The sequence below is a fragment of the Paenisporosarcina cavernae genome (assembly GCF_003595195.1).
GTDB lineage: Bacteria > Bacillota > Bacilli > Bacillales_A > Planococcaceae > Paenisporosarcina > Paenisporosarcina cavernae.
Map to the genome: position 1 here is coordinate 1,179,088 of NZ_CP032418.1, position 25,882 is coordinate 1,204,969.

Below are 25,882 nucleotides of genomic sequence, written 5' to 3' on the forward strand. Positions count from 1 at the left end.
GGGAAAATTGATGAAAATAGTCACTATTGAACCGACACCAAGTCCAAATACGATGAAAATTGTGTTGGATACAGAGTTACCCTTTGGAAAAAGTTATACGTATACTTCAGAGTCGATAGAATCCTTTCCTGAACTAGCGCAGTTTATTTTATCTATAGATGGTGTGAAAAGTATCTTTCATGTAGCTGACTTTTTTGCAGTGGAACGAAATGCAAAAAAGGATTGGGAAACGATTATTCGTGAAATTCAGGAAGTGGAAAGAACGGATAAAAGTGAATCATCTTATAAGGAACAAGTAGACGAACACTTTGGAGAAGTTCAAGTTCATGTCCAGCAATTCAAGAACATTCCACTTCAAGTAAAAGTTTTCGACCAATCTTCAGAGCATCGAATCGGATTAGATCAGCGGTTTATCGAAGCGATGAATGAAGTACACGATCCTGAAGAAGAAAATTATTTACTCCAACGGCAGTGGAAAGATTTTGGAATACGATATGGCTCGAAGGAACAAATTGCGACTGAAGTAAAAGAAGAAATAGAAACGATTTATACAAGTGACAAACTTTCACAAATTATTCAATCCGTCCTGCAACCAAAAGAAGCGCAGGAAATGGAAAGAGTTAAAGTGACGATTGAAGACTTCAAACAAGATGAATGGAAAGAACGATTTCGTTTGTTAGATTCGATTAAAACGCCTGATATTTCGGATTTGGATTTACTGCAAATCGCGTTGCAGGATAATCAAATGGCGATACGACGCTTAGCAGTTGTTTATATTGGTATGCTATCAGACCCAAAAGTAGTTCCATTACTTGAATTAGCATTAAAAGATAAAAGTGCTGCAGTGAGAAGAACTGCAGGAGATTGTATGAGTGATATTGGATTTCCTGAGTTTGAAAAGGCTATGCAGCTAGCACTTTTTGATAAAAGCAAGATCGTTCGATGGAGAGCGGCCATGTTTTTATATGAAACTGGTACAGAAGATTCACTCCAATCATTAGAAAATGCAAAAAACGATGCAGAATATGAAGTGAAATTACAAGTTAGAATGGCACTCGCCCGAATTAAAGATGGGGAAGATGCGATGGGTTCTGTCTGGAAACAAATGACAGAATCACGAAATCAGTGAGTCGTAGGAGGTAATAACATGAATGCTTATGATGAATATATGAAAAGTATCGTTGTACCAATGAGACAGGAGCTAGTTCAAAATGGATTTAATGAATTGGTAACTGCAGAACAAGTACAGCAACACATGTCCGAGTCTACCGGGACTTCCTTAATCGTCATTAACTCGATTTGTGGATGTGCTGCTGGTTTAGCACGTCCTGCAGTTATCGAGGCTGTGAAAGAAGTGGAAAACAAACCGGAACACCTTGTGACCGTCTTCGCTGGTCAAGACCAAGAAGCTACTCAGACTATGCGAGATTTTTTCAATGAAGTTCCACCAAGCTCACCTTCAATCGCTATTTGGAAAGACAATGAGCTAGCATATTTTATTCCGAGAGAACAGATAGAAGGTTTTGAAATGGACCAAGTAAAAGACCATTTAGTACAAGTGTTAAATCAATTAAACGTTCAATGACCATTCTTACGACTTCAGGAAGGCCTACTTCCCAGGAAATTGTAACGGCAAAAACATTCTCGGAACAACTTAGTATTCCTTACATTGATCGTAACAAGCGAACGTTAAAACAATTATTTGACCAATATAATCAAGCGATGCTCGTTTTATCTAAAAATCAATGGGACTTTTATGAAGATGCAGAGAAAGATCCGTTCTTTTTCCATCCTAGCTCCGCCATGTTCCGTTTAAAAAGGATTAAACGAGGAGAAAATGATCCTTTTATTGAAAGTTGCAATTTAACAAGCGGGATGCGTTTTTTTGATTGTACATTAGGGTTTGCTTCAGATGCCTTACTGGCGTCATATGTAGTGGGAGAAAAAGGAAAAGTTGTTGGATGTGAAGAGCATAAAGAGCGAGCATTTGTGTTAAAAGAAGCAATTTGTCACGGCTTTTCACCTTATCAAGACTTTTTACAGGAGATTCCTCCAATAACTATTTATGGAGAAACTGCGGAAGCAAAACTTGCTGTTTGTGAGGATAATTCATTCGATGTTGTTTACCTAGACCCAATGTTTGATGAAACGATTCATGAATCGGCTAACATGAACCCATTACGAAATGGCATCATTCGGTCCAAAATATCGGACAACTGGATACATGAAGCGAAGAGAGTGGCATCCAAAAGGGTTGTGATGAAAGGACACTTTTCGTCAAATGACTTTGTGAAATATGGATTCCAACAACATATACGGCCGAACACGAAATTTCATTATGGGGTGTGGAAAAAATAAAAAAAGACACATTGTAGTCGCGAAAGCGACCAATGTGTCTTTTTCATTATTCGGTAAAGTTTAGAGATGTTAAATATCCTAAAAGAAATAAGAAACCAATACCAACAATAATACTCGTACTCATGATGTACCCCCCAGATTTCTCTCGTAGTGATAAATTGATAACTTTATTGTACAATGAAAAGAAAGAAGATGAAACAATTTAATCTCTAACTTGGGTAGGTAATTGACATGAAAATGAAATTGACAAAGTTTTTCACGGTACTTGTTGCTATTATTACATTTGGCATGGTCTCACCAGATCATGATTTATGGGATTCGTTTCTCGATCAAAAAGAGGAAAAACAAGTACAAAGTAGTGAAACTAAAGCTGATTTTGCAACTTCTGTGTATTCACTTGCGAAAGAGCAAAGTGATATTAAATTCGGAACACGAATTGGACCAGTGATTAAAGAGGATTATTATGAAATGATTTTTCCTAAAATGGAAGAAGCAATTCAAATGACATACGCTTCATTACATACGGACCAAACCATACAGTGGAAAGTAAGTGAGAACCCTGCCGGCGGAAGCAGTGAGAAAATATTTCATATATATAATGAGCGAACTCGAGAAGATCTTATTCGTTTCCATGTCAGAACTGATTTACGACCGAAAGATGGATATTATTTTAATTTCCATTACCATACATGGGAAGATAACTTCGTTTCCCATATTGACATGGGAGAAATCTATTGGTCTAAAAATCAGCCGCCGAAATGGCTATCTTAATATCGGAGGTTTTAACAAAAATGGATCAATATAGAAACTTGTGTGAAACGATCCTCTCGACAGGGACGACGAAGGAAGATCGGACTGGAACAGGTACAATAAGTGTATTTGGTTACCAAATGAGATTTAACTTATCAAAGGGATTCCCTTTACTTACAACTAAAAGAATTCCTTTTCGTCTCGTAGTTTCAGAATTATTATGGTTTTTGCAAGGTGATACAAATGTCCGAACTTTGATCAAACAACGAAATTCTATTTGGAATGAGTGGGCATTCGAAAAGTGGGTGAAAAGTGAAGACTACTCTGGTCCAGATATGAACGATTTCGGAAGAAGAGCTGCCAATGACCCAGAATTTGCTTTGATCTTGGAAGGCAAAATGAACGAATTTTGTCAACAAATTATAGATGACGATGATTTTGCTGCAACATACGGTGATTTAGGTCCAGTTTATGGGAAACAATGGCGTTCGTGGGCAGGCGCAAAAGGTGAAATAATCGATCAATTACAGAATGTCATTCATTCTATTAAGCATAACCCCAATTCAAGAAGGCATATTGTTTCAGCATGGAATCCTTCTGAAGTTGATGAAATGGCTCTTCCGCCTTGCCATACGATGTTTCAATTTTATGTGGCAGATGGAAAATTATCCTGTCAACTTTACCAACGAAGTGCGGATGTGTTTCTAGGTGTGCCATTTAATATTGCTTCTTATGCTTTACTGACTCATTTGATTGCAAGAGAGTGCAAACTTGAAGTTGGAGAATTCATCCACACTTTAGGTGATGCCCATCTATATTTAAACCATATGGATCAAGTGGAACTGCAATTATCACGTTCAGAAAAAACGTTACCTGAGTTAAAAATTAACTCCACGAAATCACTCTTCGAATTGGTAACTGAAGATATAACAGTGGAAAATTACGATCCTCATCCAACAATAAAAGCACCAATTGCTGTCTAAGAAAGGTGATGACATGATTTCTTTAATTGTAGCGCATGATCCGAATAGAGTGATTGGTAGAGAGAACAAAATGCCTTGGCATATTCCGGAGGATTTAGCTTACTTTAAAAAAATGACCTTGAATAAACCCGTCATTATGGGAAGAAAAACGTTTGAATCTATTGGAAGAGCGCTACCGAATCGTGAGAATATAGTTGTGACAAGAAATAAAGAATTAGTTATTCCACACGTTAAAGTTGTTCACAGCCTTCAAGACGCCGTAGAAACAGCAGAAAAGATGGAAAAAGAAGTAATGGTGATTGGTGGAGAACAAATATTTCGTTTTGCTTTACCTCTTGCTGATCGATTATACATTACTTTTATCCAAACTAGCTTTACGGGTGATACATATTTCCCGGCATATGGTGACGAGTGGAAGTTGGTTTCAAAATCACAGGACTTTCTTTCAACTGAAGGAATACCCTATACTTTTTTAGTGTATGAAAAGGAAAAAAATCAATAGATAATGTAAACATATTATTCAAATCGAATAGATGATTATTTGTCAAAGGAAGTGTTCGTTATTAAAACGATAAGAATCGTCACGGATTCAACAGCTGAACTGAGGAAAAAACAAATAGAGGAATTACAAATTGAAGTTGTACCCTTAAGCATTCAATTAGATGGAAAAACATATACAGATAAAGTTGATCTTGATAGTGAAAACTTTTTAACGTTAATGGAGCAGTCTTCTGAACTACCAAAGAGTTCGCAGCCAGCTGTAGGAGTTTTTCAAGAAATGTATGATCGAATTGGATCAAATGGAGAGACAATTATCTCAATTCATATGACTGGTGGAATGAGTGGGACTGTAAAATCCGCACAAGCTGCTGCTGATATGAGTTCATCAAACATACATGTTGTCGATTCGCAGTTTATATCTTATGCTTTATCCTTTCAAGTAATAGAAGCAGCAACTATGGCTAAGAATGGTTCGACAGAAAAAGAAATTCTGGAACGTCTTCAGCAACTACAAAATAATACACATTTATTTGTAGTAGTTGATACGCTAGAAAACCTTGTAAAGGGTGGTAGAATAGGGAAGGGCAAAGCGATGGTAGGGTCTCTTTTAAACATTAAACCAATTGCTGCCTTAATTGATGGAGTATACACACCAGTAGCGAAAGCTCGGAGTCATAAACAAGTTGTTCAATATTTAATCAAACAATTTGATCAGCATATCACAGGAAAAACACTCAAGCATATTGGAATATCTCATGCCTCTGGTTATAACATGATGAATCCGCTTCTGGAAAAGCTAAAAGAAAGAGGCGTGACAAATATTGCAACCGATTTTACAAATCCTATCATTAGTACACATACAGGAATAGGTGCTATTGGATTTATGTATACGGTAGAATAGCTTCATTCTTTCAACAGCTTTGTAATAGCAGACGAATCATTTTTTTCTATAGCCTCCACTAGTAGATTTTCTACTTTCTGGGGGCTATTACTTTTGGTTAGCTACATCTAAAGCAGACGGTAGAATAACTTGATCAATCCGATACGGAAACAAACTGATTCAACAGAATGTTTAGGATGATCCGAGTATGAATAAGGATTAACAAGGTATTCCAAGAGACGATTTACACATACACTATCACGAAAAAGCGAATAGACTTTTATCTACGAAAAGAGGATGTATAAGAAGTGAAAAATTTAACATATATACTCTTTCTCCCATTTATCTTGCTTACTCTCACTAGTTGTAGTCAATCAGAAAACGTCCCGGAATTTGCTGCACACAAACACCAATTATCGAATTATTCATTTGAAGCGACATTCATTCCAGACAAAGTAAAGATTGTAGGAATTGGAGATTCACTTACGCAAGGTGTTGGAGATGAACAGAAAAAAGAAGGATATTTCGGGCGCATCACGGAGAAACTAGCTGAAGTAGAAGGAGTAGAATCGTTAGAGGCAGTAAATGTGGGAAAAAGAGGAAGACGTAGCGATCAATTACTTGAGTATTTAGAAACGGCAGAAGGCCAAGAGGCGATAAAAGACGCAAACATGATATTTATGACAATTGGCGGAAACGACGTTATGAAAATTGTGAAAGAAAACTTATTTAACTTACGAGTTCAATACTTTTATGAGGAGTTACCATTCTATAAAAATCGTTATACAAGTATTGTTCAAGAAATTCGTAAAAAGAATCCCTCAGCTCCTATTATTTTTATTGGCATCTACAATCCATTTACAGTTGTGACGGATGAGAGAAGTGAATTTCAAGAAATTGTAGAGCGATGGAATGATGAAATGCAAAATGTCGCTTCTTCTGACGCGAATGGTTGCTTTGTTTCAATTGAAGAATTGTTTCGTTCCGACTCAAAACTTGTGTATCATACGGATTTTTTCCATCCTAATAGTAAAGGCTATGATGATATTACCTCTGCAATATGGAGTCAATTACAGTTATGCGGTTTAAAGGAAATAACAAACGGGGAAATGCAAATTAGGAGGTAATACATATGAACAAGTGGAAATTCTTTTTTTTCGCCCTACTTTTTATCTTATTGATAGGAATCGGTTGGTTGTTTTGGTATATTCAACAGCCGAGTGAAAGCACGAACTCTATTCAACCATCCGAAAATGTGAAGGGGTACACGTTTCAAGTTTCCACAACAAAACAGGATTTAGAAGGTGTAGCAAATAGTTATTTGCAACAAGAATTTGGTGATGCACCATTGCCAATTACGATAAAAGTAAATAACCAAATTCAACTTCAAACCGAACTTCAAATTTTCTCCATTTCTATCCCTGTATTAATGAATTTTAGTCCAGAAGTTAGCGGGAACGGAGATATTATCTTAAAACAAAAATCGGTGGAAGTAGGGAAATTAGATATTCCACCTTCAACGGTGTTAAAATTGATGAAAGATTCGATTGACTTACCAACATGGATGAATGTTCAACACGAGAAAGAACAGATATATGTTCAAATGGCGAATATTCCGACCAGTCAAAATGTGGAAGTACGAGCGAAAGAAATAGATTTAAAAGAGAACAATTTATTGTTTGATATTGTATTTCCAACGAACTAGGAGGAAACTAAATGCAAAAAGAAATCGCGACATTTGCAGGTGGATGCTTTTGGTGTATGGTGAAACCTTTCGACCAGTTTGAAGGTATTCATCGTGTAGTATCTGGCTATACAGGTGGACATACAGTTAATCCAACTTATAAAGAAGTATGCTCCAATCAAACAGGCCACAAGGAAGCTGTGCAAATCGAATTTGATCCAGAACTCTTTTCATATGAAAAATTAGTGGAATTATTTTGGCAACAAATCGATCCTACAGATGCGGGAGGTCAATTCTTTGATCGAGGAGATTCATATACGACCGCAATATTTGTTCATAATGAGAACCAACGAAAGATTGCGGAAGCTTCCAAAAATCGCTTGGAAGCGAGTGGAAAGTTTTCAAAACCAATTGTAACCCCTATTCTCGATGCGAAAGAATTTTATCCAGCTGAAGAGGAGCATCAGCAGTATTACCAAAAAAACCCAGCGCATTACAATCGTTACCATGTTGGCAGTGGACGTGCAGGTTTTACAGATAAAATGTGGGGAGGCAATAAATAATGGAAGAAAATTCAAAGAAATTACTAACGGACATGCAGTATTATGTAACCCAACAAAATGGTACAGAACCGCCTTTTCAAAATGAATATGATGCCCATTTTGAAGAAGGTATTTATGTAGATGTTGTTTCAGGAAAACCTCTTTTTCATTCAAAAGATAAGTATGATGCTGGCTGTGGTTGGCCAAGTTTTAAACGGCCAATTGATGACGAAGAAATTACAGAGAAATTTGATACTTCTCACGGTATGAGACGAACGGAAGTAAGAAGTAAATCTGCTGACTCTCATTTGGGACATGTATTTCCTGATGGACCAGGTCCGAATGGATTGCGTTATTGTATCAACTCTGCCGCGCTTCGATTCATTCCTAAAGACCGCTTAAAAGATGAGGGATATGAAAACTATTTAGTATTATTTGATAGAAAGTAGTCGAGTCGATGAATAAATCATTTTACCAATTTGTACTGACTTTTCGAGGGGCGAAAACGTCCGAAGGTGTATTTGCAGAAGCTATGTTTGAGGACTTGTCCTTTCCAAAACAATCCAGATCATTTTCTGAAGTCTCGAGGTACATCGAAGAATTAGCAGATGAGCGATTGTCTGCTTCTCAATTCGATGCATTATGGAGTAAATATCAGGAAAGAATATGAAGATAGTTTGCATATATGCTTAAAAAGCCTTATGATAGTACGGAAATGTTTATAGAAGTGAGGGTATTTACATGAGTGTTCACATTAATGCAAAAAAAGGCGATATCGCTGATACGATTTTATTACCAGGAGATCCACTACGTGCAAAATATATTGCTGAGACGTTTTTAGAAGACGTAACTTTATATAACGAAGTTCGTAATATGTTTGGTTACACGGGTACATACAAAGGAAAACGTATTTCGGTTCAAGGTACTGGAATGGGTGTTCCTTCTATCTCGATTTACGTTACAGAACTTATGCAAGAATATGATGTTCAAAAACTCATTCGCGTAGGGACTTGTGGAGCGATACAAAAGGATGTTAAAGTTCGCGATGTTATCATCGCACAAGGAGCTTCTACGGATTCAAAAATGAACGAAATTATTTTTAACGGGGTTAATTACGCACCTATTGCTGATTTTGATCTTTTATTGAAAGCGTACAACGCTGGAAAAGAAAAAGGATTAAATTTAAAAGTAGGAAATGTCTTCACGGAAGATGTTTTCTATAATGAACACGCTGAACATGAGAAGTGGGCACAGTACGGTGTATTAGCGTTAGAGATGGAATCTTCTGCACTTTATACATTAGCAGCAAAATTTGGTCGTCAAGCGTTATCCATTTTAACAGTTAGTGATCACTTATTAACTGGGGAAGTCACTTCTTCAGAAGAACGTCAATTAACGTTTAATGATATGATTATTGTTGCGTTAGAAGCAGCTATTCAAGAATAGTATGGTATAAAATTAAACTGTCAAATGTCATTTGGCAGTTTTTTTACGGATATTTCGTTCATGTAAAACGGAAATGATTCGAGGAACAAAATAGGTATTTGCACAGTAAAGGGTGAAAAGAATGTCAGATTATAACGAGGATACAAAAGAAGTCATAGAGAATGATCCTAGCGATTCACCTTCTCCTGCAACGAAGTATATTCGTCTGAAACCATTTGTTTTTTTAATGATAATCTTTGCACTTATATTAAGTACTGCGGGGATTACTATTTTTGCGTTAACATTCGGTGATGAAAAAGTAGTGGAAGTTGGAGCGCCTGAACGTCGAGAGTTTGAAAAGCTTTACCAAGTATATGATGAATTAAAAGCAAATTATTATTCAGATATCGACCAACCAGCTATTGTCAACGGTGCGATTAATGGGATGATTGAAGCACTTGGAGATCCATATTCAGATTACATGAATCAAGAAGAAGCTGCTCAATTTAATGAAAGTATTTCGTCAAGTTTTCAGGGAATAGGTGCTGAAATCCAAGAACGTGGAGGATTTATCACAGTTGTTTCTCCTATTAAAAACTCTCCTGCAGAAAAGGCTGGACTTTTACCGAACGATCAAATCATTGAAGTCGATGGCGAATCAATCGTCGGTATGGGAGCTTCAGAAGCTGTTATGTTAATAAGAGGCGAGAAGGGTTCTGCCGTTACGTTAACGATTCAACGTGGAAAAAACAGCGAACCGATGGAATTGAAAATCATCCGTGATGAAATTCCAATTGAAACTGTTTATCCTGAAATGCTTGAAGGAAAGATAGCTCATATTCAAATTACAAGTTTCTCTGAACACACATATGAAGAGCTTGTAACTGCACTTGATGATTTAAAATCACAAGGCATGAAAGGCTTGATTATAGACGTTCGTCAAAATCCTGGTGGATTACTAAATTCCGCAGTAGACATCTCCAATTTATTTGTCGAAGAAGGGAAAGCTTTATTCCAAACACAGGAAAAGGATCAGGAACCAACTATATATTCAGCTACAAGTGGTGAAAAAATTCAAGTGCCTGTCACATTACTAATTGATGGTGGTAGTGCTTCTGCGTCTGAGATTCTTGCATCAGCTATGCGCGAATCCGCAGGCACAAAACTTGTTGGACTTAAATCATTTGGTAAGGGCACTGTGCAAACAGCAGATGAATTGTCTGACGGATCCAACATGAAATTTACAACTGCTAAATGGCTTACTCCTGAGGGTAATTGGATTCATGAAAAGGGTATCGTCCCGGATGTTGAAGTGGAATACCCAGCATATTCTCAACTTCCATATTTAGATCCGTCTCTTGAGTGGAAAGAAGGAAGTCTTTCAGAACAAGTAAAGGCAGCGGAAGAAATGCTTGCTGCAGTGGGGATTAACCCAGGCAAAATTGATGGATTGTATGACCAAGACACTATTACTGCAGTGAAAACACTTCAAAAAGAAAACGAACTTAAAGAAACTGGTGTTTTAATTGATGAAACGACATTCGCATTAATGGATGCTCTTCGTGAGAAAATTAAAACAGATGATCCACAGTTATTAAAAGCAAAAGAAATTGTGGAGAAAGAAATAAAATAACAAAAAGAGCTGGCCATTTTTGGTCAGCTTTTCTTAGTACTAGGAGGAAAAACGGTGGCAAAAAAAGCAGTATATTTGTTTAGTGGATTTTTAGGAAGTGGAAAAACTTCAGCTTTATTACATATCATTCGTCAATTAAAAGAAAAGGGTATAAAGCCTGCCGTGTTTATGAATGAAATTGGAAGTATGTCATTCGATTCGGATCAAATAGGAAATGACACCCCTTTGAAAGAAATTTTAGAAGGATGTATTTGTTGTACTGGTTCCGAATTAGTAGAGGCACAACTACAGCAATTATTAGCGGAGCAAGAATTCGATGTTCTTTTAATAGAGACTACAGGAGCAGCACATCCAATCGAAACATTAGATGCTGTTTTTTCCCCGCTTTTTGCAGATCAATTAGAAGTAAAAGGTATTATCACAATTGTCGATTCGACTGTTTTATTACTTCAAGAGAAGTTGTCCACAATGGCCTTAATGTTATTTCATGAACAAATTAAACACGCACATTTGTTAATTGCAAATAAAATGGATGAGTTGACGGACAACGAACAAATGCAAGTCGTTCAAAGTCTTCAATCGAAAAATAAATTTGCATCCATTGTTCAAACATCACACGGGAAATTTTCTTCCAATGAATTAGAGAAAATCTCTTATCAAAAAAATGCTAGTCAAACGACACCTGTTAAAATTGGGACGGATTGGCCGTTAGAAACTTCTTTCTTCCGATTTTCTGCTCCTATTTCAATTGACATGATGGAAAATTGGTTGAAAAGCTTACCTGATACTGTCTATCGCATGAAAGGGTATGTCCCTATAGAAGGATCAAAATATCCATATGTATTTCAATATTCGTATGGGATGGTTCAGTGGTTACCCGAGTATGTAAAAGTTCCAACTGGAATCGTTATTATTGGTGAGCGACTTCAGGAGATATCATTGAAACATGTGAATCTCTATGAGTAATTTTGACACTTGTAAAAATGCGTACCAAAAAATCTATTCTAGTCGTAGAGCTGCACAACAAGTTGCTTGTATGGCGGAGCTTATAAAGTTAGTCGAAGCTGAATTACGTGACGAATTATCTCATCCTAGAGTTCGGAAATCTCCTGTAGAAAAGTTAGAAGAAGCAAAGTATCGAATAAGAAAAACAGCCTTAACAAATGAAGAAAGCACATCCATTTTACAACTCTATGAAGAAGTTTTCGGTAGTGTCAATACTAATTGAGTTCCAATTTTTACATAGAACGTATAGTCTTTCCTTTTTGTTTTTAAAAAATATGCTTTTTTCTCGTGTAATATATGTAATAGGAATTCTCGCTAAAAATTGCTAATTTTCGACTCAAGCTTTTCCGCTACACTAGTTTTCGAAGGAGGCGAGAGTGTTGAAAAAAATAGCTACATTCACACTATCAAGTTTACTTTGCTTGTCCATGGCACCGACCATGCAAGCAGCAGAAAATACAAACCAATGTAACAGTCAGGACACTTTACAATTTTCTCCTATGCAGGTGAAAAGTGACCGTTATGTGCATTCTTATCCTGTATGGTCAAAGGAAGTAAAAGTCGGCAATATTCATCTTCTGCAAAATAAGGAAGACTACCAATATATGATGGAAAAATTCTTTGGTAAAGATTCTTTTTATATATCAAAACAACTAGAGGGTAAGAAGGAAGCGAGTTCAAACGAAAAACCTAAATCTACTTTGAACGAGCAAGCACCGTCCGAACAAACTACTTCTAAGCCTATCGTACAGAATACGGATAAAGTAATAGAACCGGTAGAAAAAACGGAGAGTACTACACCTGTTGAGGTGAGTGAAAATACCGCTCCAAATGTAAGCGAAAAAGAAGATACGCCGGCAATTGAAACGGCTCCAACGACATCCGTAAATGACAATGCTATTGGGTCATTTGAACAACAAGTAGTTGACTTAACTAATGCAGAACGTGCGAAAAATGGATTAGCGGCATTAAAAATTGATTCTTCATTAATGGCAACAGCGGAAGCGAAGTCGCTTGATATGTCGACTAATTCATATTTTTCCCACACAAGCCCTAATTTAGGGAGTCCATTTGATCAAATGAAAGCAAAAAACATTTCGTATAAAACTGCAGGCGAAAACATTGCAATGGGACAACGTTCTCCACAAGAAGTAGTGGATGCATGGATGAAGTCTCCAGGTCATAGAGCAAATATTTTAAACAGTAAATTTACGCACATTGGTGTTGGATTTGTTGAAAAAGGTTCTTATTGGACACAACAATTTATTGGGAAATAAACATTTTCCAATAAACATGAAAAAGATGATCTCCTGATTCGTTAGGAGATCATCTTTTCTTTTTTGCGTTGAATTCGATGTAGTCGAACGGATAACGTAATAGCTCCAATGGTTAGACCTGCTATTAAACCAATCCAGTATCCGAATGGCCCGTAATTTGTAAAGTTTGCAAAGTAATATCCAACTGGTAAGCCAATGACCCAATAAGAAATGATTGCCATGATAAACGTAACATTTACATCTTTATACCCTCTTAGTGCCCCTTGAACAGGTGCTTGAATAGCATCTGAAAGCTGGAATAGCGCTGCGTAAAGGAAAAATTGTATAGTAATAGGAATCACTTCCTGATCCGATGTATAAATGGTGGAAATGGGTTCTCGGTAAAAATACAAGATGGCTGCTGATAAACCACTAAAAACGATTGCGGAGCTTACAGCAAGTCGACTATACGTTTTTGCACCAGCAACATTATTTGCTCCCAGTTCATTCCCAATTAACACGGTTGCTCCGAATGAAATACTTAAAGGAACCATATAAAGTAAAGAAGTGAAATTTAAAGCGATTTGATGAGCCGAAATGACGGCAGTAGAGTAAGTACTCATAAGAAGCGTAACAGCCGCAAATATACTTGTTTCCGCAAAAATGGATAATCCAATTGGAACACCTATTGAAAGAATTTCCTTCCATTTTTTTAGTTGAATTTTACTCCAATGAGTAAACAAGTAATAGGAAAGGAAGGGCTGTTTCGTATGTATGACATACATCGAAATGCCAAGTACAATCCAATAAGTGATAGCAGACGCCACACCTGCTCCTATTCCTCCGAGTTCAGGAAATCCCCAATTACCGAAAATAAAAAGATAATTAAAAAAGACATTAATAGGCGCAGAGAGTAACGTGATAAACATCGTGATTCTCGTCATACCAAGCCCATCCATATAGGAACGGAGTACGCTATAGACAAATAGTGGAACGATACCTATTAACAAAGACTGAATGTATCGAAGAGATACATGAGATACTGCTTCTTCAATTGGCATTTTCGATATAATGATCGGAGAGACTAAGAATAAAAGAAATGAAATAACAATCGATAACAAAAGTGCTACATATATACCTTGCTGAACCATTCGCTTTATTTCCTGCTTGTTCTTCGCTCCATTTAAATGTGCTACAATGGGAGTTATGCCAACTAGGATTCCAGATAAGCCAGTATAAACGGGCATCCATATAGAAGAACCTACTGCTACACCAGCTAAATCGACACTTCCATACCGACTGCTCATGAGAATATCAAAAAATGTAATTAAATACATAGCAACTTGAGTGATTAAAATAGGAGTAGTAACTTTCAGCATAGTACGCAGTTTGTGGGTAAGGTGTGAAGATGTTTCAATCATGATAGCCTTCTCCTTCAAGTGAAAATAATGCTAAGTATACCACAATTAAAATGCATCGAAGATGTTGGAAAAGGAGTTTAATTAAATGAAGAAAAAAATTGCCTTAACTGGAGGAGGAACTGCTGGACACGTGTCCTTAAATCAAGCAATCATTCCTTCGTTAATCGAGAATAATTACGAAGTTATGTATATAGGTTCTAGAGATGGGATTGAAAAAGAACTAATCTCTGAAAATTTTCCCACATTACCTTACGCTTCGATTTCGAGTGGAAAACTAAGAAGGTATTTTTCACTTGAAAATATTTCCGATTCATTTCGTGTGGTCAAAGGTGTATTCGATAGTATTCAAATACTTATAAAAAACAAGCCGGACGTCATTTTTTCCAAAGGTGGATTCGTTTCTGTTCCTGTAGCTATTGCTGCAAAATTATTGCGGATTCCTCTCTTAATACATGAATCGGATGTTACTCCTGGACTTGCAAACAAAATTGCCATGCCTTTTGCGAAACACATTTTTACCGTATTTCATGAAACATTGGAATATGTTGATCAGTCAAAAGCAACCTGTTCCGGCGCAGTCATTCGAGAAGAATTGCTTGTTGGGAATCGATTAAACGCTCTAAAAAAAGTAGGGTTTTCTGGCAATAAAGCCGTGCTGTTTGTAATGGGAGGGAGTCAAGGCTCGGATGTTTTAAATGGAGCAATACGAAGCAATTTATCCATTCTCCAAAACACGTATGACATAATTCACCTTTGCGGAAAAGACAAAGTGTCGAAGGAACATCAATTCATTGATGGGTACGTTCAAATAGAATATGTTTCAGAAGGGTTAAATGACTTGTTGCATCTGGCCGATGTTGTCGTATCGAGAGCGGGATCCAATTCCATTTATGAATTTTTAGCATTACGAATTCCAATGCTATTAATACCTCTTTCTGCCCAAAAAAGCAGAGGAGATCAAGTGTTAAATGCGCAGCTTTTTGAAAAGCAAGGGTTTGCGTTAGTCTTACAAGAAGAAGAATTATCACCAGAAGCATTCTTAGAAAAAGTGCAACAATTAGAAGAGAGAAAGTCTCATATGCGACAAGTAATGGAACAATCAGAAATGCCTAAGACTCCTCGACAAATGGTAGAGCTGATAGAGAAATATCAATAAGTAGTTTTCTTGTAAGAGGTGCGACAAACCAAAAGAGGCTGAGACAAATGTATGTTTTGTCCCAGCTTTTTTTCATTTCGTCGAAAGTTTGACAGACAAAGATTTCAAAAGCAAGAGCACCTTTCAAAATAAAAACCCGTACGATTCGTTCCTTTTAAAAAAGAGGAATGAACGTTCGGGTTCAATAAAATGACTATTTTACATTGCTTGTTCTTCTTCTGTTTGTTCGTATATGGCAACAGTCGAGAAGATAAATAAATCCTTCGGTATTTGATACAGCACATATTCATGCTCTCCGCGGTTAATCTCCTCTAATAAAGCAGGATGCGAGTCGTGTGCAAGAGTGGTGTATGGCAACTTTTCTGCTGCTCGAATGGATTTCACGTTATGTTTTTTAATTCGTAAAAAGACGGTTTGAATAGAATGTTGGAAAAATAGTTCTTCTAGAAATTCTAGTTTTGCTTTTTGATTATAACCCTTTCCTTGAAAAGGTTCTCCTATCCAAGTGCCGAGAAATCCAGCATTATCTTGTATGTCGTATAAATTGATAGTTCCAATAGGCATTCCAAAATCGTCCGTGATTGTGCGGGAAATTACATTACCTTGTTCTTCTTCTTCCATCAATTGTTTCGTCATGAACATGAATTCTTCTGCGGACGCCGCTTTTTGTCGGACAAACGGGAAGACAGATGGGTGAGAAATTAAGTCAAATAGGGAAGAACAATCTTGCAGATCTCTTTTTTTCAACATAAAAAAACGCCTCCATTACTCAGGGGCATTTAAGCATGCGAAAAGCAATGCCCCTCGAAATTTTTCATTTTAATTGCATAAAAAATTTCGGGGTGGGAATCGAACCCACTAGAACCAGTAATTGGTGGCGCACCATTTGCCTTCCCTAACATCTTTGTTAGTGTTTTGCACTATTCTGTTGTATGCATATTTACTATACTAAGATTTTTTTCATTTGAAAAGAAAAATATCTCGAAATTCGAGAAAAAAATCGATATGATTAATGAAACAAGTGGAAGGGGAAAAACCATGAAGATATCGTTAAAAAAAATGCATGGCTCAGGTAATACCTTCTATGTTTTATGGACGGAAGATTTTGCTCATTCCCTTTGGCATGAGATGGCGATAAAGTTATGTTCAACATCGTGGGACGGGGGAGCAGATGGTCTTTTACTCATTTCTTCTTCCGCTTCTGCAGACGTAAAAATGACGGTAATAAATGCCGATGGCTCGTATGCGAAAATGTGTGGAAATGGTCTTCGTATTGTTGCGAGGGAAGTGCTTGAAAGCTTAGACGTTCTTCAAGCATCCATTGAAACGGAAGAAGTAACACTTCATGTGAAAAAGACGACTCCAATATTCGAACAACAAGATGCATTTGCGGTTGAAATAAAACCAATTACATTCTCGCTCTCTGATATTCCCATGACCTATGGAAATAACGATACATTGATCAATAGCATAATCCCGGAAATACACGATTCGATTCATTTTTCAGTTCTAGCAGTTCCTAACCCACACTTGGTTGGCCTTGTGCCGATTCAATATATAGAATCTCGTGTATTTCAGGAGAAAATTGGCACACAATTAAATGAAAGTCGCTCGTTATTTCCAGAAGGTGTCAATCTTAGTTTTATGCATCCTGTAGATGAAATGACCATTTTTGTTCGAACTTTCGAAAGAGGTGTTGGCTTCACGAACGCTTGTGGTACTGCTATGTCAGCGAGTGCACTTGTTGCCTATCAGTCAAAACTAGTGGAGAGCACGAAAGTTCGTGTGATTAACCCAGGTGGCTTTGTCGAATGCCATCTATCAGAAGATCAGCAATCGGTTTTTTTAATAGGAAATGCGTCTTTGATAGAAACGTTAGAGGTTACAATTGGTTCTGATGAAACTATTTCTATTTTGTCTAAGACCATTGCGCACGATGAAATGGATGACTATGAAAGATGGAAAGATTATGCGGAAAATATGGTGAAACAAAAATGGAGAAAATAGGAAGGAGGAAAAGCAGTTGGAATCATTTATAACAGAAAAACAATTCACCCTTCTCTATGGTGACTCCAAAGAGTTAGTGTTCATATTAGAATACAGAAATGGGAAATTTGTTTATCAATTTGTGAATCCAAGTGCTTTACTTGTATTCCCAAATAATCCAGTTGGAAAATCAATAGAGGAAGCTGTATCACCGAAGCATGCGGAAGAATTATTAACCCATTATAGAGAAGCCTTAGGGAGTAATGTTCCTTATGTTTACCAAGACTTTTTTATTTTTTCCGATATCGAATTAGTGAATGAAACAACGCTGAGAGTGATACATGACGAAGGAAGAACGTTTATCTTTGCGAAAACGAGAGAAGTGTCTGGGGATGTGGAACTAAAGGAAAAGTATAATTTTCTACAATCCATTTTAAATATGAATGTAGATCCCACCGTCGTTTTGTCACCAGATGGAAAAATCTATGACATGAACCCCCAGTTTGAAAAAACGTTTGGATGTAAACTTTTGGAATGGCGTGGAAAACATTATTTGAATCTCCCTTTTTTACCTGAGAATGAGAAAGGTCCCGTCGCAGAGTATTTTGAAAAAAATAAAACAGGAAACAATGCCCCTTCTCGTATCGTAAAACGGAAAAAAGCAGAAGGGAAGATTGCTACTTTTTTGGTTAGCTATTCTCCCATTATTCAAGATCAGTCTGTCGTGGCAATCTATATTTTAATGCAAGAAATCGAGGATGAAACAGCGTTACGGAATTCCTTTAATCATATTGTTTCAGAACTGAGATCAATTGAACGTATTTTCCATTTAATTACGGAAAACACGACTGATTTCATCGTCATTACAAACGATGATGGAATGATTCAATATAGTTCTCCTTCTCATGAAAAAAGACTTGGCTACGAACAAGAAGAATTATCTGGCCACTTTTTTGATGAAATTGTTTCAGATGATTGTAATATTAGTTGGAGCAGAGATATTTTACCGAAGATTAACGATGGCGAAGAAATACGTCTTGAAATTCAACTTCTTCAGAAGAACGGTCATGCGATTTGGACAGAAACATCCGTGATTTCTGTTGAAGATCCAACGAGAGAATCTGTTAATCAGCTCGTCATAGTCTCACGAGAAATTACGGAACGAAAGAAATTAGAGGAACGTTTGCGTTTTCTCGCCTACCATGATAACCTTACGCACTTACCTAATCGGAGCTTTTTATTAAAGGAGTTCCCCAAAATTGCAGAACAAGCTTATGAGCAAAATACTTCTATTGGCATTCTGTATTTGGATGGAGACGACTTTAAAGAAGTAAATGATTCCTATGGTCATGAAGTTGGGGATGAATTTATCCGACATTTTGGCTTAGCCGTGCAAGCAAGTATACGAACAAATGATGTCATTGCACGTATTGGTGGAGACGAGTTCGTTATACTTTTGACAAACCTTACAACTGTTCCACATGAGCGGAAACAGCAAGTAATTTCCGTTATCGAAAGAATACAACAAACATTAACAAAAGGTTGGTCGATACGTGATTCTGATTTCCATCCTACTTCATCTATTGGGATCAGCTTCTATCCGGAAAATGGCACAACATTAGATGAGTTACTGGAAAAAGCAGACCACGCTTTATATGAAGTGAAGCGAATGGGAAAAAATAAATTTTTAATTTTTAATGAAATTGTGTAAATCCGTTTCTTCATGAGACGGATTTTTCTTATGTAGTTTTAGGAGAAAATGATAGTATAAATAAAATGCCATTTCCTATGAGAGAAAGATAGGAGGAGTCGAGATGGTTTCCATTCTATTAATTGAAGATGAAGAGAATATTGCTAAATTCATTCAAATGGAGTTAGAGCACGAGAGTTACACTGTTTGCCACGTTTCAAATGGACGAGAAGCACTTGAAGAAGCGTTTCGGAACAACTATGATGTCATTCTTTTAGATGTCATGTTACCAGATCTAAGTGGAATGGAAATTTGTCGTAGGATACGAAAAACTTCGGCAATTCCCATCATTATGCTGACAGCAAGAGACGCCATTTATGATCGAGTTGCGGGATTAGATGCTGGTGCGGACGATTATCTCGTCAAACCTTTTGCTATTGAAGAATTACTAGCAAGACTTCGTTCCGTTTTAAGAAGAATAGAGGTACCAACGACTAAGGAAAATGTACAAAATTTTGGAGCACTTACAGTTGATGTAGGGGCACATGAAGTACGCGTTGGGAATAAAAAAATCGAGTTAACTAAGACGGAGTTTGACTTACTTCTATTATTTACGAAGAATGCAAATCGTGTCTTATCTCGTGAAATGATGTTAGAACAAGTGTGGGGATTTGAAACGGAAACGGAGACAAACGTGGTGGATGTATATGTGCGGCATCTTCGCACAAAACTTCTCCCTCCTGCAAATGAATATATTGAAACGATACGAGGAGTCGGGTACGTGATGAGACAATGAAGCAACGATTGAACGATTATTGGTCTTCGTTACAAACGAGATGGTCCATCATAACAGCCTCTATAATGGTGAGCATTTTTCTTTTACTCAGTTTAACGATGTTTTTCTCGATGAAGGCGTGGCTTTTAGAGAAAGAAAAACAAAACACGAATGCGACGATGAATGAATTAGTTCAATTTTTCGAATCAAAAGGTCCGTTTTTAACGATCTCTGATATTCGATCCAATCGAACGTTAATGTCCTCCATTATCGAAAAAAAACAATCCGTCAGGTTATTAAATAGTGATGGAATTGAGCTGTTACGAATAAATGATGTGGAAAGTTTTTCTCCGATACCACTTAAACGTGTGCCGGATAATGGCTTTCTGTTAGAACAATCGACGCTCAAGGATCGACACTATCTTCATGCATTTGGAAAAGTGCAATTAGGAAATTATCCTTTCTACTTACAGCTTCAACATCCTTTAGATGATTTTGTCGCAAGTACAAGTTACATGCTCGGCATGCTTGTCTTATTTACGTTAATCGCTTTAATAGGAACATTTATTGTCTCGTTCTTTCTTTCGCGTTTGTTAATTCAACCAATTTTGGATTTGAAATCTGAAATGGTAAACGTTCGTCTGAATGGATTAACGGAGAACATCCAACTGAAATCGACGACAAGAGAAATGAACGAATTGTATGATCAATTTACATTGATGACAGATAAATTAAAAGAGAGCTTTGATAATCAAACACAATTTCTTGCGGATGCCTCTCACGAGCTTCGAACTCCTCTACAAGTTTTAGAAGGTCATATTGGATTGCTCAGTAGATGGGGGAAGAATGATCCGAAAATAATCGATGAATCACTCGACATTTCGCTGAAAGAGATAGAACATATGAAAACACTTTTAAATGAAATGATGCTCTTATCTCGTGAAGATTCTCCAGTGATTTCGTATCAAGATGTAGATATAGATTCACTTCTTCTTCATTTACAGCAAGAACTAAAAACAGTTTTTCCTGCAAGTCAATTTACTTATACTCCAATCATTGCAACCGTAAAAGTGTCTTTGACAGAAGTGGCTTTACATCAATTATTACGAAACTTGATTGTAAACGGCTTGATTTATAATAAAAATGCTACTCCAATGGTACATGTCACACCAACGATAGAAAAATATGGTGTACGTATAAGTGTAAAAGATAATGGTGTCGGTTTAACAGAAGAACAACAGAAGAAAGTATTCAATCGATTTTATCGGGTAGATGATTCCCGTAATAAACGTAAAGAAGGATCAGGGTTAGGTCTATCAATCGTAAAAAGCTTTTTAATAAAAAATGGTGGGGATATATCCATAAGTGAAAGTTCTCCAAGCGGCACAACTTTTGAGATTCATCTACCACTATATGACGTCTTCTATTCTTCGAAAGAAGATGGATCACCAAATAGTCCTAAAAAAGAGTAAACGTTTTAACTGATAGGAAAAACAATTTAATTTCACCGGAAATTTTCATGAAAATGTTAGGAATAAGAGCATTTTTGCGGGGGAATGAAAAGATTTGCATAGAATGAACAAAAAACATTGTTTTTTCTGTTGAGAGTAGTAAGATTGAAAATGAAAAAAAGTTCACTTGTATGCTACACTTAATACAAGAGATGTATTTAATTTTTGGAGGGTTCGCTTCATGACAAACAACGGGACACCAAATGGGTCACCTTGGTCAAATTTATCAGGTCCTAACTTAGGGTATATATTAGAAATGTATGAGGAGTATAGAAAAGACCGTCAAACGGTAGGAGAAGAATTAGCATCATTGTTTGATCAATACGGTGCTCCTTCTATTCCTATGTCTAAAAATTCGAGTCATTCAATGGAAGGGATTTCTGCTGCTTCAATTGAAAAATATTTAGCAGCAGCTAAATATGCCGATGCTATTCGTACTTCTGGCCATTTAGCAGCAGATATTTATCCATTAAATGATCGTCAAAAGGATGCTTCTAAATTAGAAGCCTCTTATTATGGATTAACCAAAGAAGATTTAGAAGCTCTTCCAGCAAGTATTGTTTTTGATCACGCTCCTCAACATGTACACAATGCTTGGGATGCTACGGAAATGCTGAAACGTACGTATACAGAAAAAATTGCATATGAGTTTGCACACGTTATCGAACCAGAAGAACGAAAGTGGCTGCAACATGCAATTGAAAATAGTACGTTTAAAGAATCACTTTCTTCTGACACGAAAAAAGAACTGTTAAAACGATTAACGCAAGTGGAAGGTTTTGAAAAGTTTTTACATCGTACGTTTGTAGGTGCTAAACGTTTCTCAGTAGAAGGACTGGATACTTTAGTCGTAATGCTCGATGAACTCGTTCGCCAGTCAAAAAATGCTGAAACAAAAGAAATCCTAATCGGAATGGCACACCGTGGCCGTTTAAATGTGTTGACCCACGTGTTAAACAAACCTTATGAGATGATGTTTGCAGATTTTGCTCATGTATCAAACGAACCTTTCCTTCCAAAGGATGGATCATTGGAAATTACAAAAGGTTGGTTTGGCGATGTAAAGTATCATATGGGTGCTACCCACATTTCTGATACGGGAATGAAAGTGAAATTAGCTTATAATCCATCACATCTAGAAGTAGTTAGTCCAGTAGTAACTGGTCAAACAAGAGCTGCTCAGGAAACTACCACAGAAAAAGGCTTACCAAAGCAAAATACAAAAGCGGCTTACTCGGTACTTATTCATGGCGATGCAGCTTTTCCTGGTCAAGGAATTGTTACCGAGACATTAAACTACAGTCGTATTAGAGGTTTTCAAACAGGTGGGTCTGTTCATATTATTGCGAATAATATGATTGGATTCACAACAGAATATTACGATTCTCGTTCCACTTATTACTCGTCGGATCCCGCAAAAGGCTACGAAGTTCCAGTCGTACATGTCAATGCGGATGATGTAGAAGCAGTGATTAGTGTCGCAAAATTTGCGTTCGCATATCGTGAAAAATTCCAAAAAGATATCGTCATTGATTTAATTGGTTATCGTCGTTTTGGTCATAATGAAATGGATGAGCCTTTAGTGACGAATCCAGTGATGTATCATGAAGTGCATAAACACGATACAGTGCGTGCTTTATATGGAAAACAATTAGTTAATGAAAACATTCTTTCAGATGAAGAAGTTAGTGCTATAGAATCTTCTGTTCAAACTCGTATGCAGGAAGCTTACGATAAAGTAAAAGAAGAATCAGAAGCTTCTCCAGATGAAATCATTATTCCGGACGCAGTGTTGAATGGATATCCAGAAGTTCCAACTGGTGTTGCGGAAGAAACGTTAACGAAGATGAATAAAGAACTTTTGCAATGGCCAAATGAATTTCATGTCTTTAAGAAATTAGGCAAAATTTTAAAACGTCGTGAAGAGCCTTTCAAAGGAAAAGGAAAAATCGATTGGGCACATGCTGAAACACTTGCATTTGGTACGATTCTTCAAGAAGGTAATCCAATCCGTCTGACCGGCCAAGATGCACAACGTGGAACGTTTGCTCATCGTCATCTAGTATTACATGACGAACAAGATGGCTCAGAATTAGTACCACTTCATCATATTTCAGGTGCTAATGCCTCGTTTGTTGTCTATAACAGTCCGTTAACCGAATCAGCGGTACTTGGATATGAATTCGGATATAATTTGGAAAACGAAAAAGCATTGGTCATTTGGGAAGCTCAATATGGTGACTTTGCGAATATGGCTCAAGTTATGTTTGATCAATTTATCTCCGCTAGTCGCTCTAAATGGGGACAAAAATCTGGATTAGTCATGCTACTTCCGCATGCCTATGAAGGTCAAGGTCCGGAACATTCTAGTGCTCGTTTAGAACGTTACTTACAAATGGCTGCCGAAAATAACTGGACAGTTGCTAATTTGTCTAGTGCTTCCAACTATTTTCATATTTTACGAAGACAAGCAAAAATGCTAGGGGAAGAATCCATTCGTCCTTTAATTATTGTTTCTCCAAAATCGTTGCTTCGCCATCCGTTGGTTGGGGCAGAAGTGTCTGAACTAACAGAAGGTCATTTCCAAACAGTGATCGAGCATTCTACTACTGGAAATCAACCGAAAAAAGTGAAAAAACTATTGTTAGCGAGCGGAAAAATGGCGATGGATCTTGCAGATAAAGTGAAAGATGGAAAAGGATATGATCATGTTCACTTAGTACGTGTTGAACAATTGTATCCATTCCCTGCTGAAAAGATCGCCGCAATCATTGAAAAGTTTCCACAACTATCACAAGTTGCGTGGGTTCAAGAAGAACCGAAAAACATGGGTTCATGGACATTTGCGGAGCCTTACTTACGTGAAATCACACAGGATAAAGAGATCTCTTACACGGGACGAGTGAAACGTTCAAGTCCTGCCGAAGGTGATGGTGAAACACATAAAGTGGAACAAGCACGAATTATCGAAGAAGCAGTTAGTAAGTAACGAGATAGAATATAGGAGGAATAATAATGGCTGAAATTAAAGTTCCAGAATTAGCAGAGTCTATTACAGAAGGTACAATTGCACAATGGTTGAAACAACCTGGTGATACAGTTGAAAAAGGCGAATTTATCGTTGAATTAGAGACTGATAAAGTAAATGTTGAAGTTATTTCAGAGGAAGCTGGAGTAGTTCAAGAATTGCTTGCAGCAGAAGGTGACACAGTAGAAGTAGGTCAAGTAATTGCTGTTGTTGGCGAAGGAACTGGTAGCGGTTCTACTCCAAAGAACCCGGTAGAAGCAGACCCAGCAGAAAGCGATGCTCCTGTAAAATCGGTAGAAAATGCACCTAAGAAAGAAGAAACAACTTCTTCACCACAAGTAGCGCAAAAAGAAGAAGCATCTTCTTCAGAACGCACGATTGCTAGTCCTGCGGCACGCAAATTGGCTCGAGAAAAAGGCATTGATTTAAATGCTGTTTCGACAGCAGATCCATTAGGTCGAGTTCGAGTTCAAGATGTAGAGTCACATACGAATGCACCAAAAGCTTCTTCAGCACCAGCTCCTAAAGCTGCGCCAGCAAAACAAGCTGCGTCATCTGAAGATGATTCTCGTGTGAAACGTGAGAAAATGTCCCGTCGTAGACAAACGATTGCAAATAGATTATTAGAAGTAAAACAATCTACTGCTATGTTGACGACATTTAACGAAATTGACATGACAAATATCATGGAACTTCGTTCTCGCAAAAAAGATAAGTTTTTCGACGATCACGATGTTCGTTTAGGATTTATGTCATTCTTTACGAAAGCTGTAACAGCAGCGCTTAAAAAATATCCGTATGTGAATGCCGAACTTGATGGGGATGAAATTATCCTGAAACAGTTCTACGATGTAGGGATTGCTGTTTCAACAGAAGAAGGATTAGTCGTTCCAATCGTACGCGATACGGATCGTAAAAACTTCGCAGAAATTGAAGCTTCCATTGTGGATCTTGCAAAAAAAGCACGCGATAAAAAACTTCAAATTTCAGATATGACAGGTGGATCATTCACCATTACTAATGGTGGTGTATTCGGTTCATTGATGTCGACGCCAATTTTAAACGGAACACAAGTAGGTATTCTAGGTATGCATACGATTCAAAAGCGTCCAGTGGCTATTGGAGACGAAGTTCAAATTAGACCAATGATGTATGTTGCTTTATCGTATGACCACCGTGTTATTGATGGAAAAGATTCAGTAGGATTCTTGAAAACTGTAAAAGAACTTATTGAAAATCCAGAAGATTTATTACTTGAATCATAAGAAATTCGATTTTTTAGAAGCGATTAGACCGTT

At 37.1% G+C, this 25,882-nt stretch carries 26 protein-coding genes; 24 read left to right on the plus strand and 2 right to left on the minus strand.

Going from position 1 to position 25,882, the window contains the following annotated elements; all coding sequences use genetic code 11:
- Nucleotides 1-10 precede the first annotated feature (10 nt).
- The 17 genes from D3873_RS05905 (at nt 11) to D3873_RS05985 (ending at nt 13,038) form a co-directional block, all read left to right on the plus strand.
- A complete protein-coding gene (locus D3873_RS05905; RefSeq protein ID WP_119883180.1) occupies nt 11-1,129 on the plus strand; it encodes a conserved virulence factor C family protein in 1,119 nt (372 codons plus the stop codon).
- 18 nt (nt 1,130-1,147) lie between these two features.
- Nucleotides 1,148-1,585, plus strand: a complete 438-nt coding sequence (locus tag D3873_RS05910) for a BrxA/BrxB family bacilliredoxin (protein ID WP_119883181.1) — start codon at nt 1,148-1,150, stop codon at nt 1,583-1,585.
- Entirely contained in the window at nt 1,582-2,358 is a 777-nt protein-coding gene (locus tag D3873_RS05915) for a class I SAM-dependent methyltransferase (protein ID WP_119883182.1), read from the plus strand. Before D3873_RS05910 ends, D3873_RS05915 begins: the two co-directional genes overlap by 4 nt.
- A gap of 231 nt (nt 2,359-2,589) precedes the next feature.
- Complete coding sequence (locus D3873_RS05920; protein WP_119883183.1) at nt 2,590-3,129, plus strand: YpjP family protein; 540 nt, start codon at nt 2,590-2,592, stop codon at nt 3,127-3,129.
- Between the two features lie 20 nt (nt 3,130-3,149).
- On the plus strand, nt 3,150-4,091 hold the full coding sequence (locus tag D3873_RS05925) for a thymidylate synthase (RefSeq protein ID WP_119883184.1): 942 nt from the start codon (nt 3,150-3,152) through the stop codon (nt 4,089-4,091).
- A gap of 13 nt (nt 4,092-4,104) precedes the next feature.
- On the plus strand, nt 4,105-4,593 hold the full coding sequence (locus tag D3873_RS05930; protein WP_119883185.1) for a dihydrofolate reductase: 489 nt from the start codon (nt 4,105-4,107) through the stop codon (nt 4,591-4,593).
- 60 nt (nt 4,594-4,653) lie between these two features.
- Complete coding sequence (locus D3873_RS05935) at nt 4,654-5,493, plus strand: DegV family protein (protein ID WP_119884488.1); 840 nt, start codon at nt 4,654-4,656, stop codon at nt 5,491-5,493.
- Between the two features lie 287 nt (nt 5,494-5,780).
- The gene (locus tag D3873_RS05940) at nt 5,781-6,599 is read left to right on the plus strand and encodes a GDSL-type esterase/lipase family protein (RefSeq protein ID WP_119883186.1); all 819 of its coding nucleotides are present in this window, start codon (nt 5,781-5,783) and stop codon (nt 6,597-6,599) included.
- A gap of 5 nt (nt 6,600-6,604) precedes the next feature.
- Nucleotides 6,605-7,177: a YpmS family protein gene (locus D3873_RS05945; protein ID WP_119883187.1), complete on the plus strand. Its 573-nt coding sequence runs from the start codon at nt 6,605-6,607 to the stop codon at nt 7,175-7,177.
- Between the two features lie 11 nt (nt 7,178-7,188).
- Nucleotides 7,189-7,719: a peptide-methionine (S)-S-oxide reductase MsrA gene (gene msrA, locus D3873_RS05950; protein WP_119883188.1), complete on the plus strand. Its 531-nt coding sequence runs from the start codon at nt 7,189-7,191 to the stop codon at nt 7,717-7,719.
- Nucleotides 7,719-8,147, plus strand: a complete 429-nt coding sequence (msrB, locus tag D3873_RS05955) for a peptide-methionine (R)-S-oxide reductase MsrB (protein WP_119883189.1) — start codon at nt 7,719-7,721, stop codon at nt 8,145-8,147. Before msrA ends, msrB begins: the two co-directional genes overlap by 1 nt.
- 8 nt (nt 8,148-8,155) lie before the next feature.
- A complete protein-coding gene (locus D3873_RS05960; protein WP_119883190.1) occupies nt 8,156-8,368 on the plus strand; it encodes a YozE family protein in 213 nt (70 codons plus the stop codon).
- A gap of 71 nt (nt 8,369-8,439) precedes the next feature.
- A complete protein-coding gene (gene deoD, locus D3873_RS05965; RefSeq protein ID WP_119883191.1) occupies nt 8,440-9,144 on the plus strand; it encodes a purine-nucleoside phosphorylase in 705 nt (234 codons plus the stop codon).
- Nucleotides 9,145-9,265: 121 nt separating this feature from the next.
- Nucleotides 9,266-10,756, plus strand: coding sequence for a lmo1851 family serine protease (locus tag D3873_RS05970; RefSeq protein WP_119883192.1), 1,491 nt, complete (start codon nt 9,266-9,268; stop codon nt 10,754-10,756).
- 54 nt (nt 10,757-10,810) lie between these two features.
- Entirely contained in the window at nt 10,811-11,722 is a 912-nt protein-coding gene (locus D3873_RS05975) for a CobW family GTP-binding protein (protein ID WP_205536285.1), read from the plus strand.
- Nucleotides 11,715-11,984 carry a hypothetical protein gene (locus tag D3873_RS05980; protein WP_119883193.1) on the plus strand — a complete coding sequence of 90 codons (270 nt, stop codon included), beginning with the start codon at nt 11,715-11,717 and terminating at the stop codon, nt 11,982-11,984. The genes D3873_RS05975 and D3873_RS05980 overlap by 8 nt, the downstream gene beginning before the upstream one ends.
- Nucleotides 11,985-12,141: 157 nt before the next feature.
- On the plus strand, nt 12,142-13,038 hold the full coding sequence (locus D3873_RS05985) for a CAP domain-containing protein (protein ID WP_238473831.1): 897 nt from the start codon (nt 12,142-12,144) through the stop codon (nt 13,036-13,038).
- Between the two features lie 41 nt (nt 13,039-13,079).
- On the opposite strand, the gene D3873_RS05990 is transcribed toward D3873_RS05985, so the two are convergent.
- Complete coding sequence (locus tag D3873_RS05990; protein ID WP_119883194.1) at nt 13,080-14,438, minus strand: MATE family efflux transporter; 1,359 nt, start codon at nt 14,436-14,438, stop codon at nt 13,080-13,082.
- An 85-nt stretch (nt 14,439-14,523) separates the two neighbouring features.
- Here D3873_RS05990 and D3873_RS05995 point away from each other — a divergent pair, with 85 nt between their 5' ends.
- Complete coding sequence (locus D3873_RS05995) at nt 14,524-15,594, plus strand: undecaprenyldiphospho-muramoylpentapeptide beta-N-acetylglucosaminyltransferase (protein WP_119883195.1); 1,071 nt, start codon at nt 14,524-14,526, stop codon at nt 15,592-15,594.
- Nucleotides 15,595-15,792: 198 nt separating this feature from the next.
- Here D3873_RS05995 and D3873_RS06000 read toward each other — a convergent pair whose 3' ends face one another.
- Nucleotides 15,793-16,344, minus strand: coding sequence for a GNAT family N-acetyltransferase (locus D3873_RS06000; RefSeq protein WP_119883196.1), 552 nt, complete (start codon nt 16,342-16,344; stop codon nt 15,793-15,795).
- A 288-nt stretch (nt 16,345-16,632) separates the two neighbouring features.
- Between D3873_RS06000 and dapF the strand changes: the two genes are divergently transcribed.
- The 6 genes from dapF to odhB all read left to right on the plus strand — a co-directional run bounded on the left by dapF (nt 16,633) and on the right by odhB (nt 25,849).
- Nucleotides 16,633-17,601, plus strand: a complete 969-nt coding sequence (gene dapF, locus D3873_RS06005) for a diaminopimelate epimerase (protein ID WP_162920150.1) — start codon at nt 16,633-16,635, stop codon at nt 17,599-17,601.
- A 16-nt stretch (nt 17,602-17,617) separates the two neighbouring features.
- Entirely contained in the window at nt 17,618-19,291 is a 1,674-nt protein-coding gene (locus D3873_RS06010) for a diguanylate cyclase domain-containing protein (RefSeq protein ID WP_119883198.1), read from the plus strand.
- Nucleotides 19,292-19,394: 103 nt separating this feature from the next.
- Nucleotides 19,395-20,066 carry a response regulator transcription factor gene (locus tag D3873_RS06015; RefSeq protein WP_119883199.1) on the plus strand — a complete coding sequence of 224 codons (672 nt, stop codon included), beginning with the start codon at nt 19,395-19,397 and terminating at the stop codon, nt 20,064-20,066.
- Nucleotides 20,063-21,517, plus strand: a complete 1,455-nt coding sequence (locus D3873_RS06020; protein WP_119883200.1) for a sensor histidine kinase — start codon at nt 20,063-20,065, stop codon at nt 21,515-21,517. Before D3873_RS06015 ends, D3873_RS06020 begins: the two co-directional genes overlap by 4 nt.
- A gap of 220 nt (nt 21,518-21,737) precedes the next feature.
- On the plus strand, nt 21,738-24,545 hold the full coding sequence (locus D3873_RS06025; protein ID WP_119883201.1) for a 2-oxoglutarate dehydrogenase E1 component: 2,808 nt from the start codon (nt 21,738-21,740) through the stop codon (nt 24,543-24,545).
- A 26-nt stretch (nt 24,546-24,571) separates the two neighbouring features.
- Entirely contained in the window at nt 24,572-25,849 is a 1,278-nt protein-coding gene (gene odhB, locus D3873_RS06030) for a 2-oxoglutarate dehydrogenase complex dihydrolipoyllysine-residue succinyltransferase (protein ID WP_119883202.1), read from the plus strand.
- The last annotated feature ends 33 nt before the right edge of the window (nt 25,850-25,882 follow it).